11 protein-coding genes are annotated in these 16,360 nt (G+C 63.7%); 7 read left to right on the top strand and 4 right to left on the bottom strand.

Annotated features, from left to right (window positions below):
* Window positions 1-3 precede the first annotated feature (3 nt).
* Complete coding sequence (locus tag QQL24_RS13845) at window positions 4-3,033, bottom strand: hypothetical protein (protein WP_284312755.1); 3,030 nt, start codon at window positions 3,031-3,033, stop codon at window positions 4-6.
* 748 nt (window positions 3,034-3,781) lie between these two features.
* On the opposite strand from QQL24_RS13845, the gene ligD reads away from it, so the two are divergent.
* Both ligD and ku read left to right on the top strand, forming a co-directional pair.
* Window positions 3,782-6,415: a DNA ligase D gene (gene ligD / locus QQL24_RS13840; protein ID WP_284312752.1), complete on the top strand. Its 2,634-nt coding sequence runs from the start codon at window positions 3,782-3,784 to the stop codon at window positions 6,413-6,415.
* A 171-nt stretch (window positions 6,416-6,586) separates the two neighbouring features.
* Window positions 6,587-7,372: a non-homologous end joining protein Ku gene (ku, locus tag QQL24_RS13835; RefSeq protein WP_284312751.1), complete on the top strand. Its 786-nt coding sequence runs from the start codon at window positions 6,587-6,589 to the stop codon at window positions 7,370-7,372.
* 89 nt (window positions 7,373-7,461) lie between these two features.
* Here the strand turns inward: ku and QQL24_RS13830 are convergent, their stop codons facing one another.
* Both QQL24_RS13830 and QQL24_RS13825 read right to left on the bottom strand, forming a co-directional pair.
* Complete coding sequence (locus QQL24_RS13830; protein ID WP_284312750.1) at window positions 7,462-9,162, bottom strand: amidohydrolase; 1,701 nt, start codon at window positions 9,160-9,162, stop codon at window positions 7,462-7,464.
* 41 nt (window positions 9,163-9,203) lie between these two features.
* On the bottom strand, window positions 9,204-10,106 hold the full coding sequence (locus QQL24_RS13825) for a LysR family transcriptional regulator (RefSeq protein WP_284312749.1): 903 nt from the start codon (window positions 10,104-10,106) through the stop codon (window positions 9,204-9,206).
* Window positions 10,107-10,238: 132 nt separating this feature from the next.
* Between QQL24_RS13825 and QQL24_RS13820 the strand changes: the two genes are divergently transcribed.
* The 4 genes from QQL24_RS13820 to QQL24_RS13805 all read left to right on the top strand — a co-directional run bounded on the left by QQL24_RS13820 (window position 10,239) and on the right by QQL24_RS13805 (window position 13,477).
* A complete protein-coding gene (locus QQL24_RS13820) occupies window positions 10,239-10,964 on the top strand; it encodes an SDR family NAD(P)-dependent oxidoreductase (protein WP_284312748.1) in 726 nt (241 codons plus the stop codon).
* Window positions 10,958-11,446, top strand: coding sequence for a RidA family protein (locus QQL24_RS13815; RefSeq protein ID WP_284312747.1), 489 nt, complete (start codon window positions 10,958-10,960; stop codon window positions 11,444-11,446). The genes QQL24_RS13820 and QQL24_RS13815 overlap by 7 nt, the downstream gene beginning before the upstream one ends.
* A 176-nt stretch (window positions 11,447-11,622) precedes the next feature.
* Window positions 11,623-12,504, top strand: coding sequence for an alpha/beta fold hydrolase (locus tag QQL24_RS13810; RefSeq protein ID WP_284312746.1), 882 nt, complete (start codon window positions 11,623-11,625; stop codon window positions 12,502-12,504).
* 109 nt (window positions 12,505-12,613) lie between these two features.
* Complete coding sequence (locus QQL24_RS13805; protein WP_284312745.1) at window positions 12,614-13,477, top strand: alpha/beta fold hydrolase; 864 nt, start codon at window positions 12,614-12,616, stop codon at window positions 13,475-13,477.
* 17 nt (window positions 13,478-13,494) lie between these two features.
* Here QQL24_RS13805 and QQL24_RS13800 read toward each other — a convergent pair whose 3' ends face one another.
* Window positions 13,495-14,670, bottom strand: coding sequence for a LysR family transcriptional regulator (locus QQL24_RS13800; RefSeq protein WP_284312744.1), 1,176 nt, complete (start codon window positions 14,668-14,670; stop codon window positions 13,495-13,497).
* 319 nt (window positions 14,671-14,989) lie between these two features.
* Between QQL24_RS13800 and ertD the strand changes: the two genes are divergently transcribed.
* Window positions 14,990-16,360, top strand: a complete 1,371-nt coding sequence (gene ertD / locus QQL24_RS13795) for a hydantoin-5-propionate amidohydrolase (RefSeq protein ID WP_284312743.1) — start codon at window positions 14,990-14,992, stop codon at window positions 16,358-16,360.

The raw sequence follows: 16,360 nt of genomic DNA, 5'->3' as shown, positions 1-16,360 counted from the left end.
GGTTCAAAGAGTCTTCAGAAAGGCCTTGAGATCTTTCTTGTCGTCGTCGGTCAGGGACTCGGCGAACCAATGGCCGCGATCGAGCACGAAATCGGGGCACTTGCTCGCGCGCATCAGCGGAATCGCCGCTTCCTTGCTGAATGCCCACCACGCCCTGTCGTCGGTCAGGCCTTTTTTGTTGATGCGTAATATGCCCCGCGTTATCCCGAACGCCGCCTCGGCAAGGTCTCCCGTCGATGCCGCAGGATTGACGTTCATCAGCAGGCTGATGGGCGTGCCTTTCGGGATGGGGCCGACCCTGAGATCGCCCTCTTCTCCCTCAATGAAGTAATGCACGTGCCAACCGGCCACGGCGGTCAGCACGAGGAAGGCGAAAACGACGATCCGGCCTGGCCAAACTCCCTGCAGGAAGGTCCACAGGAGAAGGGCGCCCAGGGCTGCCACGATCGGAATAAGCCACAATGCGTGGTAGATCGCGCCGATCCCCGACAGATAGAGGAACGCGCCGCTGGCAAAGGCTGATAGCGCCAGCAGGAATCCCCCATGGCGGCCCCGCGCTACGAAAAGCAGCAAGATCAGAGCCAGCCCAAGACCGACCCACAGATACCAGGACAGGAAGGAGACCCAGCACGAGCCGATGATGCCCTCGAAGAGCGGCCGGATGAACCGCGCAGGAAAGGCGATCCAGCTCGTCTGCGTTGTCCGGTAGATGAAGCCCGGGTCACCTCCGGTCAGCTCCTTGTCGGCCCGCAGGTCTCCCGCATGCGGATACTCGCCGTTGCTGCGCCTGCTGTTCCAAAGCAGCTTGTCGATACCGTCGTCGAAGGCCTGGAGCCGCCCATTGATGGACGGATCGCCCGTGAAGCGGCCGAGCGAATTGTCGTGCAAATAAGGCCCGGTCGCCCACAGGCTGATCAGTGAGGGCGGTCGGTAATATCCCGGACCTCCGCCTGGCGGGGTGTAGGAATCATTGTTCCCCCAACTGTCCACGGGCTTGCCGGAGAACGGGTTGTAAAAGCGTATCTCGCCGACCGCGGGAAGGTGTTTGTAGGTCTCGGACGAGAAATTGTCCCACACCTGGCCACGCATGCCGTTGGTGGAGACGGCCCGGGCGCTGTTGGTGCCTACGAGGGTCACCGGCACCCTTATGTCCGTCGACAGGAAGTTGTCCTTGAAGAAGGAGGCGCCTGATGCCGTTGATAGATCGGCCTTTTTCTTGATCTGATCGACATAATCCACGTAGGGCTGGCTGCGAACGAACCCTTCCCAGTCGGCAAAATCCATTGGCAGCGTCAGGGTGGGGGGTGAGACTCTGTCGGTCGGCTGCCCCTGCTGCCAGTTTGGGGCGAATTTCAGCCTGAAATTGTCGGGTTGCTTGCTGGAGTGGCAGATCGCGCAGTTCGCCAGGAACACGTCGCGGCCACGCGTTGCCTTGTCGTGCTCCGCATCGATGATCGGCTTGCCTTCCCTGGTGTCCGCAAGATGCATCGGCTGGGTGACGGTGGCGCCGGTCTCAGCGTTTCGAAAAGTGAAGAAGGAAACGAGGTAGGGGATCCGGTATTTGTCGCCAGTGCGCCAATAGACGGAGTCCTTCAGCGCGGAGGCAATCGAGAACGGGCTCTGCGGACGGAAACCGATGAGGGTGTTCTGGACCCTTCTCCACTCTTCCGAATAGGCGCCGATATTGAGGTAGACCCGCGACAGCGAGCCGAACAGGCCGACACTGTCGGCGCCGTCCACGATAGCGCGCGGCACGTGGCGCGGATTGGCGTCGAGACCGTCGACCCCCCGATTGGGGATCAGAAGATTGGCGGGCCCCTGCCATTCCGGCTTGTTCTCGTCGGCTCGTTTCAAGCGTGCGGGGACATCGAAGATGGCGATGATCGAATTGGGGTTGTCGATATGATCCGTGCTGACCATCGAGGGGTCGACGGTACCGGGTTGCTGGCTTGCCAGATATTGATGGAGAAGACTGTCTGGCCGGGTGAGATTGCCGAAAGTGGCGTTCGCCCGCCAATACTGGTTCCCGATCGTGCTGGAAAGGTTCTCCCAACCTGGCTTCTCGGGATCGGCGGGCGGATTGAGCGGATGCGGCGAAACATGGCAGAAGGCACAGGACATGCTGACACGGAAGGGCCGCACCAGCTTCGGATCGGCATTGATCTTGGGATCGCCATAATAGGCGCCTCCCGTTTTCTCGACCCGTTCGTTCCAGTAATTGCGTGCGGCCTCCGCATCCTTCGTATCGCCGAAGAAATTGGGATTTGGCATCAGCCGCAAGCCGAGAACCCCGCTTAGATAGCCGTAGACGATTGGATTCAGCCCGTCCCTTGGTAATTGACTGACCACGCGCTTGTAGAGTTCCGCGTCACCGGGTTTGAAGGGGGCACAGCCCTCTGACGAGCCGTTTTGCGGCAGAGAGGTTATGGCCGGCTGGCCGAAGAGAACTTGATTGTCGTCGACCTGGTCGATGTAAAGGCCGAGGATGGTCTTGCCGGGGTCGTACTGGGCCTTCATGCCAGGCTGGTTGATCAGGCCCTTCTCCGCGAAACGCCGGTCGCGCCGCCGGGAATCGACGAGGATGAGAAAATCGTCCACCCCATAGCCGTGCTGCGCGACCCAATCCCAGAAAGCCTCGTTGCCTTCGCCCCACAGCATCCAGGTGTTCTTGCCGCGTATCGCATTGTGGGCTTCCTCAGAGATCGCGCCATGCTCGACGTAGCTGAAGGGCTGCGGCACGCCATTGGGGCCGGCGATCATGTCGACATTTTCAAAGACGTTACGCTGTTCGGCCGGGAAACAACCCTCTCCCCGCTTGCCGACTGGCGTACCGGCTTCGGTCATTCCGCCCTGGGCTTCGTCGAGCGGCGCATTGGGGTCGACTGCGTCGGGTCGTATGCCCGGACTCGCCCGCGACAGCGGCTGAATCGAGGCCGAAGGAAAATCGACTGGCTCCGCCATCGCGGCGGGTAGCGTCGCGGCCAGCCAGAAGAACAGGAATAAAACCGTCCCAGCAATTCTCAAGGGGGGCATGTCGCGTCCCTCGCCCATCAACAAGAACAGCACTCCTCGCCAAGACTGGAGGTCCTGGTGAATTATTCGCGATGACCAGACGCGGGGCTCGCGCCTGGCAACAGGTTCCGATGGCGCAATCCAGGTAAGAGGCTGCTTGAATGCCTTGCTACCTATACGCTATCATCAATAGTAAAGATGATCAATGGCAATTAACACGAGTTACAATATCCAGAAGAATTTCGATGTGGCCACACAACAATCAATACTCTGCTTTTATACGTGGCACTTTTCTTGAGCGCCAAAAGCAGATTACGATACAGGTACTTCAATACCTGTATGTATCGATGAGATCTTAGAGAACCTAAGGTAAATCCTGAATGACGGACTTACCATTACGTCCTCGGCTAGAGCGTTTTGTGTTTTGACGGAATCGGCAAAACGCAAAGACGCGTCGGAAAACAAAGAGTTAGAGTAAAGCTGCGTTTCTACCCAAACGCGCTTTGCTCTAAGGTATTGGCTGTCGCTGCATAGGCCGCAAAATCCCCCTTTGCAGACCCAGGACCAATCCCTGAGCCCGGCGTTTCTTGCTCGACGGAGATGAAGCGCTGCCTCGCTTCTTCGGCACCAAAGACCCTGTGACCTCACGGAGCAGGCCGGCTCGGTTATGGTGGGTCAGGCCCCCCGACCTTCGACCCACATCCAACCAGCTCACGGCCGGAACACCCGCTTCCCTCCTACGTTATCCCCTCTCGGGAGGTACCAGCCCATGGCGATGCACGATCTGCGCCCTTACCATTCCAAGCGCGATTTCTCCGTGACACGGGAACCTGCGGGCGATTCCGCTGTCGCCGCCTCCAACCAGTTGCGCTTCGTCATCCAGAAGCACGACGCCACGAGGCTGCATTATGATCTCCGCCTGGAGCTTGGCGGCGTCTTCAAATCCTGGGCGGTGACCAGGGGACCTTCGCTCGATCCTGCCGACAAGCGCCTTGCCGTGGAGGTCGAGGACCACCCGCTCGACTATGGTGATTTCGAAGGCACCATTCCCAAGGGCCAGTATGGCGGCGGCACGGTGCTGCTGTGGGACCGCGGCACCTGGACGCCGGAGGGACGCAAATCGCCGGAAGAGGCCCTGGCCGGGGGCGACCTCAAATTCACCCTGCACGGCGAGAAATTGCAGGGCAGCTGGGTGCTGGTGCGCATGAAGCATGACCGCGAAGGTGACCGCACGCGCACCAACTGGCTGCTGATCAAGCATCACGACGAGGCCGCCGTCGCCGGAAAAGGCGAGGCTATCCTCAAGAAGGACAAGTCCGTGGCCTCCGGCCGCTCCATGTCCGCTATCGCCGCCGGCACGGGCCGCGCTCCGACGCCCTTCATGACCCGCGGCCTGGATGGAGCGGCGAACGCCGTCTGGGATTCCAGGCAAGGGCTGGCGGCGGACAAACGCAAGGCCAAGGGCAAGCCGCCCGAAAAGGCGAGGACAGTCTCGCAAATTCCCGATTTCGTGTCTCCCGAGCTCTGCCAGGTGGTCGAACGCCCGCCTTCGGGCGAGGGCTGGATCCATGAGATCAAGTTCGACGGCTATCGCATCCAGCTGCGCAAGGCCGGCGGCACCGTGAGCCTGCGCACCCGCAAGGGCCTCGACTGGACCAGGCGTTTCGCCGCCCTCGCCAAGGCCACCGAGCCCCTGCCCGACTGCCTGATCGACGGCGAGGTGGTGGCGCTCGACAGCCATGGCATACCCAGTTTTGCGGCCCTGCAGGCGGCCTTGTCGGAGGAACGGAGCGAAGATCTCGTCTTCTTCGCCTTTGACCTCCTGTTCGAGGGACAGGAGGACCTGCGTGCCCTGCCCCTGGCGGAGCGCAAGGAGCGCCTCCATGCCCTCCTCGCCGATCACGACGCCGATCCCGCCCTGCGCTTCGTCGAACATTTCGAGACGGGGGGCGATGCCATCCTGAACTCGGCCTGCAAGCTCTCGCTGGAGGGCATCGTCTCCAAGCGCCTCGACGCGCCCTACCACTCCGGACGCCATGGCGACTGGACCAAGGCGAAATGCCGGGCCGGCCATGAGGTGGTGGTGGGCGGCTGGGCGACGACCGACGGCAAGTTCCGCTCGCTTCTCGTCGGCATCCATAGCGGCAGGCATTTCGTCTATGTCGGGCGCGTCGGTAGCGGCTACGGAGCCAAGGCCGTAACCAGCCTGATGCCGAAGCTGAAGCCGCTCGAGACGAAGGCTTCGCCCTTTACCGGCGTCGGCGCGCCTCGCCATGCGCCCGGTGTGCACTGGACAAAACCCGAGCTGGTTGCTGAAATCGAATTCGCCGGCTGGACCGGCGACGGCATGGTGCGCCAGGCGGCCTTCAAGGGCCTGCGCGAGGACAAGCCGGCCGACGAAGTGGAGGCGGAAAAACCGGTGCCACCGGAAAAGGCGGATCTAGCGGAGGCGGATATATCAGTGACGTCGAAGCCAGCAAGCAAGACCAGCAAGCCCGTTATCGCCGGCGTGGCGATCTCCCATCCCGACAAGGCGCTCTGGCCGGATGCCGGAGACGGCACGCCCGTGACCAAGGAAGACCTTGCCCGTTATTTCGAGGCGGTCGGCGGCTGGATGATGCCGCATCTCAAGGGACGGCCATGCTCGATCGTGCGGGCGCCCGACGGCATCGAAGGCGAGACCTTCTTCCAGCGCCACGCCATGCCCGGCACCTCCAACCTGCTCGAGCTGGTGAAGGTCGAAGGCGACAAGAAGGCCTATCTCCAGGTCGACCGCGCGGAAGGGTTGATCGCGCTCGCCCAGATCGGCGCGCTGGAGCTGCATCCCTGGAACTGCCGGCCCGGTGAGCCGGAGGTGCCGGGGCGGCTGATCTTCGACTTCGACCCCGGCCCCGACGTGCCCTTCGCCACCGTGGTCGACGCCGCGCGCGAACTGCGCGAGCGCCTCGATGCGCTCGGGCTCGTCGGCTTCTGCAAGACCACCGGCGGCAAGGGCCTGCATGTGGTGACGCCTCTGGCCAAGCCGGCCCGCAAGGCGCTCGGCTGGGACGAGGCCAAGGCCTTCGCGCGCGAGGTCTGCGCCCAGATGGCCGCGAACTCGCCGGAGCGCTATGTCATCAAGATGGCCAAGGACATCCGCGGCGGCCATATCTTCCTCGATTACCTGCGCAATGACCGCACTGCGACGGCGGTGGCGCCGCTCTCGCCCCGCGCCCGTCCCGGCGCCACCGTCTCGATGCCGCTGACCTGGAACGAGGTGCGCAGCGACCTCGACCCCAAGGCCTTCACACTGCGCGCGGTGCCGGCGCTGATCGCCAAATCGAAGGCCTGGGCAGAATATACCGACAGCGAGAAGCCGCTGGCGGATGCGATCAAGAAGCTGGGAAGCATTGGAGGCCGATAGACGGATGATGAGATCGTTCGCCGGGGAGCGTCATTCCGGCCGTAGCGCAGCGAAGAGCCGGAATCCATGAACATAGCCGCTCAAGGGTAGTGTTCATGGATTCCGGATCTCCCTTCGATCGTCCGGAATGACGCCTGGACCCCTCTTCGTTTGAAACCTGAGAGCACCCCCATGGCCGTGCGCACCTTCTGGAAGGGCTACCTCAAACTCTCGCTGGTGACCTGCGCCGTGGCGATGTCGCCGGCGACCTCCCAGTCCGAGAAGCTGCGCTTCCACACCCTCAACCGCCAGACCGGCAACCGGGTGCAGAGTCGCTATGTCGACGCCGTCACCGGCAAGCCCGTCGCCGAGGAGGACGAGGTCAAGGGCTATCCGCGCGGCGAGGACGACTACGTCATGCTGGAAGACGAGGAGATCGAGGCGGTGGCGCTAGAATCCACCCGCACCATCGATATCCAGACCTTCGTGCCCGAGGATTCGATCGACTGGATCTGGTACGACACTCCGCATTACCTCGTGCCCGACGACAAGGTGGGCGAGGAGGCCTTCACCGTGATCCGCGAGGCGATGCGCGCCTCGAAAGTCGCCGGCATCGCCCGCCTCGTGCTCTATCGCCGCGAGCGGGCAGTGATGCTGGTGCCGCGCGGCAAGGGCATCGTGGTCTGGACTTTGCGCTATGGCGACGAGGTCCGGCGGGAGGACGACTACTTCGCCGGCATTCCGGAGGAAAAGCCCGATCCGGATGCCAGGGATCTCATCGACAGGCTGATCAAGGCCCGCAGCCTTGCCTGGTCGCCCGCGCTGATCAAGGACCCGGTCGAGGACAAGCTCAAGGAAATCATCGCGGCGAAGAAGAAGGGACGGAAGGCGAAAAAGCCGGCGTCGGCACCACCGCCGAGCGAGGGCAATGTTATCAACTTGATAGACGCGCTGCGGAACAGTCTGAAAGGGAAATAGTTCCGGGTGCACGGGCATCCTGCCCGTTCTTCCTCTGCTGCAAAGCGTTCCGTTTCCAAGAACGGGCAGGATGCCCGTGCACCCGGAATTCACGCCTGATGCGTGACAACCCCATCGCAGATCGTCACCAGCGGTCGCAACGCGGCGATCTCCCCATGTGCCACCGCCTCGATATCCCCCGAAAGCACCACGATATCCGCGAGGTAGCCCGGCTTCAGCACGCCCTTGCGGTCCTCCATGAACTCCACGAAGGCGCCCTCGCTGGTATAGGCGGCGAGCGTCTCCTGCAGGCTGAGGCGCTGGTCGGGCATGTCCTCCCGCCAGGGCCTGCGCGTCATGGCGTCGTGGATGCAGCTCAGCGGTGAAAGCGGGGAGACCGGCCAGTCCGTGGCGAAGACGATGCGGGCGCCGGCATCCTTGAGGGTGCGCCAGGCGAAGGCATGGGGCCAGCGCGCCGGGCCGATGCGGCTCAAATAGGGCTCCAAAGGCAGGCCGGCGGAGCCGGGCGGGTGGGTCGGCTGCATGGAGGCGACGGCGCCGAGCTCGGCAAAGCGGGGAATATCGGCTGGATTTACTACCTCGATATGCTCGATGCGGTGGCGGCTGTCGCGCGCGCCATTGGCCCTGCGCGCCGCCTCGTAGCCGTCGAGCACCAGCCGCACGGCGCCATCGCCGATGGCGTGCACGGCGACCTGCAAGCCCAGCCTGTCAGCCTCCACCGCCACTTGTGCGAAATGCTCCGGCGTGAACAAGGGTTCGCCCTTCCAGTCGGGCTGGTCGGCATAATCGTCGACCATCACCGCCGTGCCGGATTCCGTGACACCATCGGCGAAGACCTTGACGAAATCGCTGCGCAGCCGGTCGCCGGTGAAGCGGGCTCGCCAGGCCACCCCCTTCTCCTCGATCATGCCGAGCGGCATGAAGTTCTTCATGTGGAAGGGCATGCGCACGCGCACCGGCAGGCCACGCTCGCGCTCGATCTCCGCGAGGATCTCGAGTTGGTAGAGATTGCCGTCCATCGCCTGCACGCTGGTGATGCCGAGCTCGGCACAATAGGCAAGGCCGCGGCGGATCAGGGCAAGGTCCGAGGCGCGCTCCTCGGCGGTTACATGAGCGGGATCGCCGCCTGTGCCGATGCCGAGATGATCTCGGCCGGCGGTGATGCCCATCTCCGCCACGGGATCGATGGCATTGGCCTCCTTGAGCTCGCCCGTCGCCAGCCCGTCCGCGCCCATGACGATCTCGTTGCCGACGCCGACATCGCGCCCTTCCAGGATGCCGGCCGCCTTCAGCGCCGCGGTGTTGGCCCAGGCCGTGTGACGGTCCGGCGCGAACATCAGGAAGGGCCGGTCGGGCAGAATGGCATCGAGATGGTGGCGGGTGACCTTTTCCGTATCGGACAGGATGGTGTAGTCGGCCGACAAACCCACCAGCAGGCCAAGATCCGGGTTCTGCGCCGCATAGGCGTCGACCGCCTCCTTCAGCGCCGAAAAACCCTTGACGCCGAACAGGGAGAGCTGCGTCAAGCTGACGGAGCCGCCAAAAATATGCATATGCGCTTCGTTGAAACCCGGCAGCACCGTGCCCCCATGGGCATCGATGTGCCTGGTCCCGGGCCCCGCCAGCGCCAGTATCTCGGCCTCGCCGCCGATCGCCACCAGCCGGTTGCCAGCCACCGCCAGCGCCTCCGCCCTCGGCCGCGCCGGGTCCATGGTGAGGATGCGGGCGTTATGGATGACGAGATCGACGCGGTCCGGCATGACGCCCCCTGAAATGGTGATGCCAGTCATAGGGCAGGAGCCTGAGGGTTCAAGTGATTCCTCCCGCCTTCTCACCGCAGCGGCAGCCACAACGGGCTCTTCCAGGCTTTCAGCGCCTCGAGGAACACCTGCAGTTTGGCGGGCATGAAACGCCGCGTGGGATAGACGGCGTGGATGAAGATTTCCGGCGAGGACCATTCGGGCAGGAGGCGCACGAGCTCGCCGCTGGCAATCTGCGCGTCGCAATAGGTCGAGGGCAACAGTCCCACGCCGTGCCCTCTGTAGGTGAAGGCGCTTACGGAGTGATGGTCCCTTGTGGAAATAGGGCCCGAAACGGCTTGCTTGACCGATTTCCTGCCGCTGATCAGATGCCACTCGGCCTCGTTGTTGCGGCCGTTCAGCAGGACGCATTGATGATCGCGCAGCTCTTCAGGTCTGGAGGGCAGGGCGCGGCCCCTAAGATAGTCCGGCGAGGCCACGAGATAGCGAACGCTGCGTCCGATGCGTTGGGCCACGAGGGTTGAATCGCTCAACTCCCCGAAGCGAAGGGCGATATCGACGTTCTCGGCGATCAGGTCGAGGAAGAGATTGGTGACGAACAGGTCGACCTGTATGCGTGGATAGGTCTTCAGGAACGACGACACGAACTCGTAGAACGGCTCTTGCCCCATGATGACCGGCGCGGAGATCTTCAGGAGCCCCTCTGGAACCCTCTGCGCCTGCGTCAAAACTCGTTCGGCATCGTGGAGATGGGCGAGCGGTTCGCTGCATTGATTGAAATAGGCGCGCCCCTGCGCCGTCAGGCTGAGCTTGCGCGTCGTTCTTTGCAGCAGGGTCACGCCGAGCTGCTGCTCCAAAGCGGTCACCTTCCGGCTGACGGTCGAAACAGGCATGCTGAGTGCGTGGGCGGCGCGGCTGAAGCTTTCCAACTGCGCAACCTTCACGAAAACGGCAATGTCGTTCAGATCGGTCATGAGATGATTTTTGCATGCATGCAAAAGAGATTCCAGATCTTTCCATCTAATCGAGGAATGGTACTTCGCTCATATTGCCTTCCGAGCTTGAAGCGCAGCTGTGACGCTGCTCCAACCCAAATGGAGAGTTCCATGCAAGAACGCAAAACGGTCCTGATCACCGGTGCCTCGCAGGGCATCGGTGCGGGCCTCACCAATGCCTTTCTCGAACGGGGCTACAATGTCGTCGCCACGTCGCGGCGGGTCAGCCAGTCCGACGAGATCGAGCAATCCGACCATCTGGCGCGTATCGACGGCGACATTGCCGATGCCGCGACCGCAAAGGCCGTGGCGGAGACGGCGGTCAGCCGGTTCGGTTCGATCGACGCGCTGGTCAACAACGCCGGCATCTTCTTCACCAAGCCTTTCGTCGACTATACGATGGAGGATTACCGCAGGCTCACCGCCACCAACCTCGAAGGCTTCGTGCATTTGACGCAGCTCGCCGTCCGGCAGATGCTCACGCAAAAGAGCGGGGGCAGCATCGTCAGCATCACCACCCCGCTGGTCGATCATCCGATCGCTGGCGTGAACGCTTCGGTCGCCATGCTGACCAAGGGCGGCATCGAGGCCGTCTCGAAGAATATCGCGATGGAATATGCAAAGGAGGGAATCCGCGTGAACACGGTCGCCCCAGGCGTTGTCGATACGCCGCTGCACAAGGACAATCCGAAGGACTTCCTGCGGACACTGTCGCCGATGCACAGCATCTCCAGCGTGCAGGAAATCGTCGATGCGGTGGTGTTCCTGACCGAAGCTCCACACATAACCGGGGAGGTGCTGCACGTCGATGGCGGCGCACATCTGGGCAGATGGTGAGCCGGGGCAACGCGCCTGCCGCAAGCGCGGAAAAGCGGCTGGAAGACAACGGCATCGTGCTTCCTCCTCCTCCGACACCGTTCGGGGCCTATGTCGAAGCCGCGCGGATCGGCAATCTTCTGTTCCTGAGCGGCATGCTGCCGGTCGTCGGCCACGAGCCGCAATTCATTGGGCGCGTCGGCGGCGAGCTCAGCGCCGAGGATGGCCGCAAGGCCGCGGAAATCGCCTGCCTCAGTGGCTTGTCGGCCGCCCGGGCCTATCTAGGCTCGCTCGACCGGATCACCGGCGTCGCCAAGCTGGGCGTCTACATCGCCACCGAGGGCGATTTCCGGGATCATCCAAAGGTCGCCGACGGGGCCTCCGATGTCCTCGTCAAGGTCTTCGGGACTGAAATGCTCTCCGGGCGCATCGTGCTCGGCCTTGCGAGCTTGCCGCTTGGCATGCCGGTCGAAGTCGAACTCATTTTCGAGATCGCACCGTAGGGCAAAGCGCGTTCACATGTAAACGCCCACTACTCTAACTCCCTGTTTTAACGCGTCCTTGCGATTCTTGCCGATTCCGTCAAATCGCAAGACGCTTTAGCGGAGGCTTGCCGGGCGGTTCGCCGCCGCGCAGCGGGCCGCCAATCCCCCCAACCAGAATCATCTGGAGTACACGGATGAGCAAGCATGCCCACGCAGATGGGATTTATCCCTTCCCGGCTGTGATGCAGACGCGGACGATCGAAACCAACGGTGCATCCATTCACGTACGCGTCGGGGGGCAAGGTCCAGCGGTCGTCATGCTGCACGGCTTCGGCACAACGGGCGACATGTGGGGTCATCTGGCGACCGCACTCATTGAAGACCACATGGTTGTCGCACCCGACCTGCGTGGGTTGGGCCTCTCGTCAAAGCCTGATGGCGGCTACGACAAGAAGAATCAGGCGGCGGACGTGGTGGGCGTCCTGGACGCCCTGGGTGTGCGTACGGCTGAATTGGTGACGCACGACATCGGCATCATGGTCGGCTTCGCAGTTGCCGCCGCCTACCCCGAGCGCGTGAACCGATGGGTGGCGATCGATGCGCCGCTGCCCGGCGTCGGGCCCTGGGATCAGATCAAACAGGATCCGGCCATGTGGCACTTTGGCTTCGGTGGTCAGGACATGGAGCGCCTGGTCGCCGGCCGCGAGCGTATCTATCTCGACCGCTTCTGGAACGAACTTTCCCGGGACCCGAGGCGGTTTGATGAAGCGAAGCGCCAGCATTATGCGACGCTCTATGCGCAACCTGGCGCCATGCGAGCGAGCTTTGCCCAGTTCCTGGCGTTCAGCCAGGATGCGGCCGACAACAGGGCGTTCCTTGCGCAGGGCAAGCTTCAGATGCCGGTCTTGGCCTTCGGGGGCGAAGCGACTTTCGGCCCCATGATCGGCGCGGTGATCCGGTGTGTCGCCGATAACGTCGAAGATGCGATCATCCCGGATTGCGGGCACTGGATCACGGAAGAGCAGCCACAGGCGACGACAGACCTGGTCGTTGACTTCCTGCATCGCCGTTCGTGAGCTGGCTAGCGTCGCGTAATGACGCCGATATCGACCGGGCGCCCTGGCATCCTTGGGTTTGGCGGGCGCCCGGCCTATCTTTCATGCGATCGACCCGCAGGAGGATGCCGTGAAATATCCCATCCATTACCGGACTGTCGATATCGACGGTCTGTCGATCTTCTATCGCGAGGCCGGTCCGCACGGCGCGCCTACCCTGCTGCTCCTGCATGGCCTGCCGTCCTCGTCGCGGATGTTCGAATCCCTGTTCCAGCGCCTGTCGGACCGCTACCACCTCGTCGCACCCGATTACCCCGGCTTCGGGCACAGCGACGCGCCTGATCCGAAGGCTTTCGCCTATACGTTCGACCACATCGCCGAGATCGTCGATCGCTTCGCCGTCAAGCTCGGCCTTGTCAGCTACAGCCTCTACATGCAGGACTATGGCGGGCCGGTCGGCTTTCGCCTCGCTTTGGCGCATCCGGAGCGGATCGAGACCCTGATCATTCAGAACGCGGTGGCGCATAATGAGGGCCTGGGCAAGAACTGGGTAACGCGGCGGGCGTTCTGGGCCGATCGTGCCAGCCATGAGGCGGCGTTGCGAACCAATCTCCTGTCGCTGGAGACCACGCGGATCCGCCATGTCGGTAGCGATCCCAAGATCGAGCGCTATGATCCGGATCTATGGACAGACGAATTCGCCTTCCTCAACCGGCCCGGCCAAGGCGAGATCCAGACGGAACTCTTCTACGACTACCGCACCAATGTCGCGTCCTATCCAGCCTGGCAGGCGTGGATGCGGGAGAAACAGCCCCGCCTGCTGGTGGTCTGGGGCAAATATGATCTCTCCTTCGAGATATCGGAGCCCGAGGCCTACAAGCGCGATGTTCCTTCCGCCGAGGTCCATATCCTGGATGGCGGCCACTTCGCCCTGGACACGGCCGCCGACGAGATTGCCGGGCTGATGGACGCCTTCCTGCGGAAATCCGCCTGACGCCGCCGGCTTTCAGCTCAGGCCAGCCCTGCGGCGATGGCCGCCGCGACGTGCCTCGCTCTGTCCGTCTTCGGCCACGCCAAATGGAAGGCGAGGCGAGGTGCATCCGGCAGAGGCAGGAGGCCGATCTCCCTGTCGAGCGAGGCGATGGCATCGCGCGGCATCACAGAGAGATAGCCATGCTCCAGCATCAGGTTGACGATGATCGGCAACGCATCGACTTCGACCTGCTGGCGGCCGGCCGGTCCGGTGCGGACCAGCAGGGGATCGAGCACCTCCCGGATGCGCTGCCGCAGGCCGCTGCGCAGGCTCGGCACCGCAATGAGATGGGTCTCCAGCAGGGCTTCAAGGCTGACGCCGGATGCGAGCGCCGCTTTCGGACCGGCCAGGACGAGTTCGGAGGAGAACAGCTCGCGGCTCTCGAAGCGCCTGTGCTGCATGGGCGTGTCCATCAGGGCAATATCGAAGCGTCCGGCCCTCAGGCCCGCCATCAGGTCCTCGGCGGTGGTGGCGCTGACAAGAAGATCGTGCGCGACCCTGTCGCGTCGCCATGCTGCCACCAGGCGGGCGAGGCGAGCGGCGAGGCGGCTTTCATGGCCGATCGGGATGATGGTGCCGAGCCGGATGGTTCGCGTGGCGCGGGCGAAGCGCCGCTGGGCCGTGGCGGTGAGGCCGGCGACTTCCTCGACCAGGACCTGGGCGATCTCGCTGAGGCGCAGCCCCTCCGCCGTAAGCTCGCAGCCCGTGCCCGTCCGCTGCAACAGGCGGCAGCCGAGCAAGGTTTCGAGCCGGGCCATCTGCCGCGACAAATGTGGCTGTCCGAGCCCGAGCGCCTGGGCGGCGCGGCGGATGCTGCCGCTGCCGACCACGGCATTGAAATGGGCGAGCGCGGCAATCGGGATGGCATGATGGGCAGCCCAGTGCCGCACCGCCTGCGCCGGTGCGCCACCCAGCGCGGCAAGAGAAGCGAGGCTGTCGAGCAGGCCGGCCGAGGAGCCCGCCAGGGTCTCGCCGGCCAGAGTGAGTGCGAAGGTGCCCTCAGTCCGAAGCGCCAGCGGCATGGCGAGCTCCCGTTCGAAACGCTCGAAGGCATCGGTGACGCTGGCCGGCGCCCGTCCCAGCAGCCGGCCGACGCCGCGGATGGAGCCTTCCTGCAGCACGGTGAGGGCGATGGCGAGGGTAGCGGTGTCCATGAAAGTGCCAGGCAGAATCCGGAAGCATAGGCCGTTCGGCTTTTGGCATATCCCGCGGGGCGGCAGCGCACAATAAGGTCCTGGCGGGGAGCAGGGCTCCGAATTCGGGTTAGCGAGGGCGCGGAAACGTCATTCCGGGTGACTGTATCCTCACAAGCTTTTGCTTGTGAGTGGAGACCAGGATTCCATGACCACCATCCTATGAGGACTGTGTTCATGGATTCCGGCTTTCCGCTTCGCTTCAGCCGGAATGACGAACCCAGCCGTCCCCACCCTCGTTAACGCGAATTCTGAGTCCTGCGGTACGGAGGAACTGTCGATGGCCGATTTCGACCTCGCGCTTGCCGGCACGGTGATTCTACCCGACCGCATCATCGAGCGCGGCTTCGTCGCCGTCGCCGATGGCAGGATCGCGCTGGTGGGCGAGGGGGAGCCGCCGGCCGCCCGCGACAGCCATCGCCTGCCACGGGCGTTGATCCTGCCTGGCGCCATCGATGCGCAGGTGCATTCGCTGTCCCAGCGCGGCCAGGAGGATTTCCAGTGGTCGACGCGCTCGGCCGCGGCCGGCGGGGTGACCACCATCGTCGACATGCCCTATGACGAGGGCCATGTGGTCTCCTCCGCCCAGGCGGTGCGCGAGAAGGCCGCCCATGGCGAGGCCACCGCCCGTGTCGACTTCGCGCTCTATGGCACGGTCGATCCCACCGAGGGCGCGCAGCGCATCGGCGAAATGGTCGAGGCAGGCGTCGCCGCCTTCAAATTCTCGACTTTCGGCACCCATCCCACCCGCTTTCCCCGCATCCCACCGGCGATGCTGATGGACTGTTTCGCCGCCATCGCGCCGCATGGGTTGACCGCCGGCGTGCACAATGAGGATCACGAGACGGTCGAGGCCTATATGGCGCGCACCAAAGCCGCCGGCATCACCGATTGGCGCGCCCATGGCATGTCGCGCCCGCCGATCGCCGAGCTTCTCGCCATGCACACCATCTATGAGATCGGCGCTGCCACCGGCTGCCCGGCCCATGTCGTGCATTGCACGCTCGGGCGCGGCTACGACATCGCCGCCGCCTACCGGGCACAGGGCTTTGCCGCGACCATCGAGGCCTGCATCCATTATCTCGTATTGGACGAGGAGAACGATGTGCGTCGCCTTGGCGGCAAGGCCAAGATCAATCCGCCGATCCGCCGGCGCACCGAGGTCGAGGCCCTCTGGCGGCATGTAGCCGAGAGCAATGTCACGCTGGTCTCCACGGATCACGTCAGCTGGTCGGAGGATCGCAAGTCGAATCCCGACATGCTCGCCAATGCCTCCGGCGTGCCGGGGCTGGAGGTGATGGTGCCGCTCTTCGTCGCCGGCGCCCTGAAGCGGGGCATTCCGTTGACCATGGCGGCACAACTGATGGCCGCAAACCCGGCGCAGCATTTCCGCATCGCCGACACCAAGGGCGCGCTCACGTCGGGCCGCGACGCCGACATTACCGTGCTGACGCCCGAGCCCTACCGCTATGATGCAGCGGCGAGCGGGCACAATGTCGTGGGCTGGAGCCCCTATAACGGGCTTGAAATCCCCTGGCGGGTCAGCGGAACCTATCGGCGCGGCGAGCTCGTCTTCGATGGCACGAAGGTACTCGCCGAGCCAGGGAGCGGACGTTTCATCCAGCCGCTTCAGACCAAAGCGCAGGAGTGA

The organism is Labrys miyagiensis (assembly GCF_030160835.1).
Taxonomy (GTDB): domain Bacteria; phylum Pseudomonadota; class Alphaproteobacteria; order Rhizobiales; family Labraceae; genus Labrys; species Labrys miyagiensis.
Note: the sequence above shows the minus strand (reverse complement) of the source record. Positions and strands in the feature narration are given on the sequence as shown.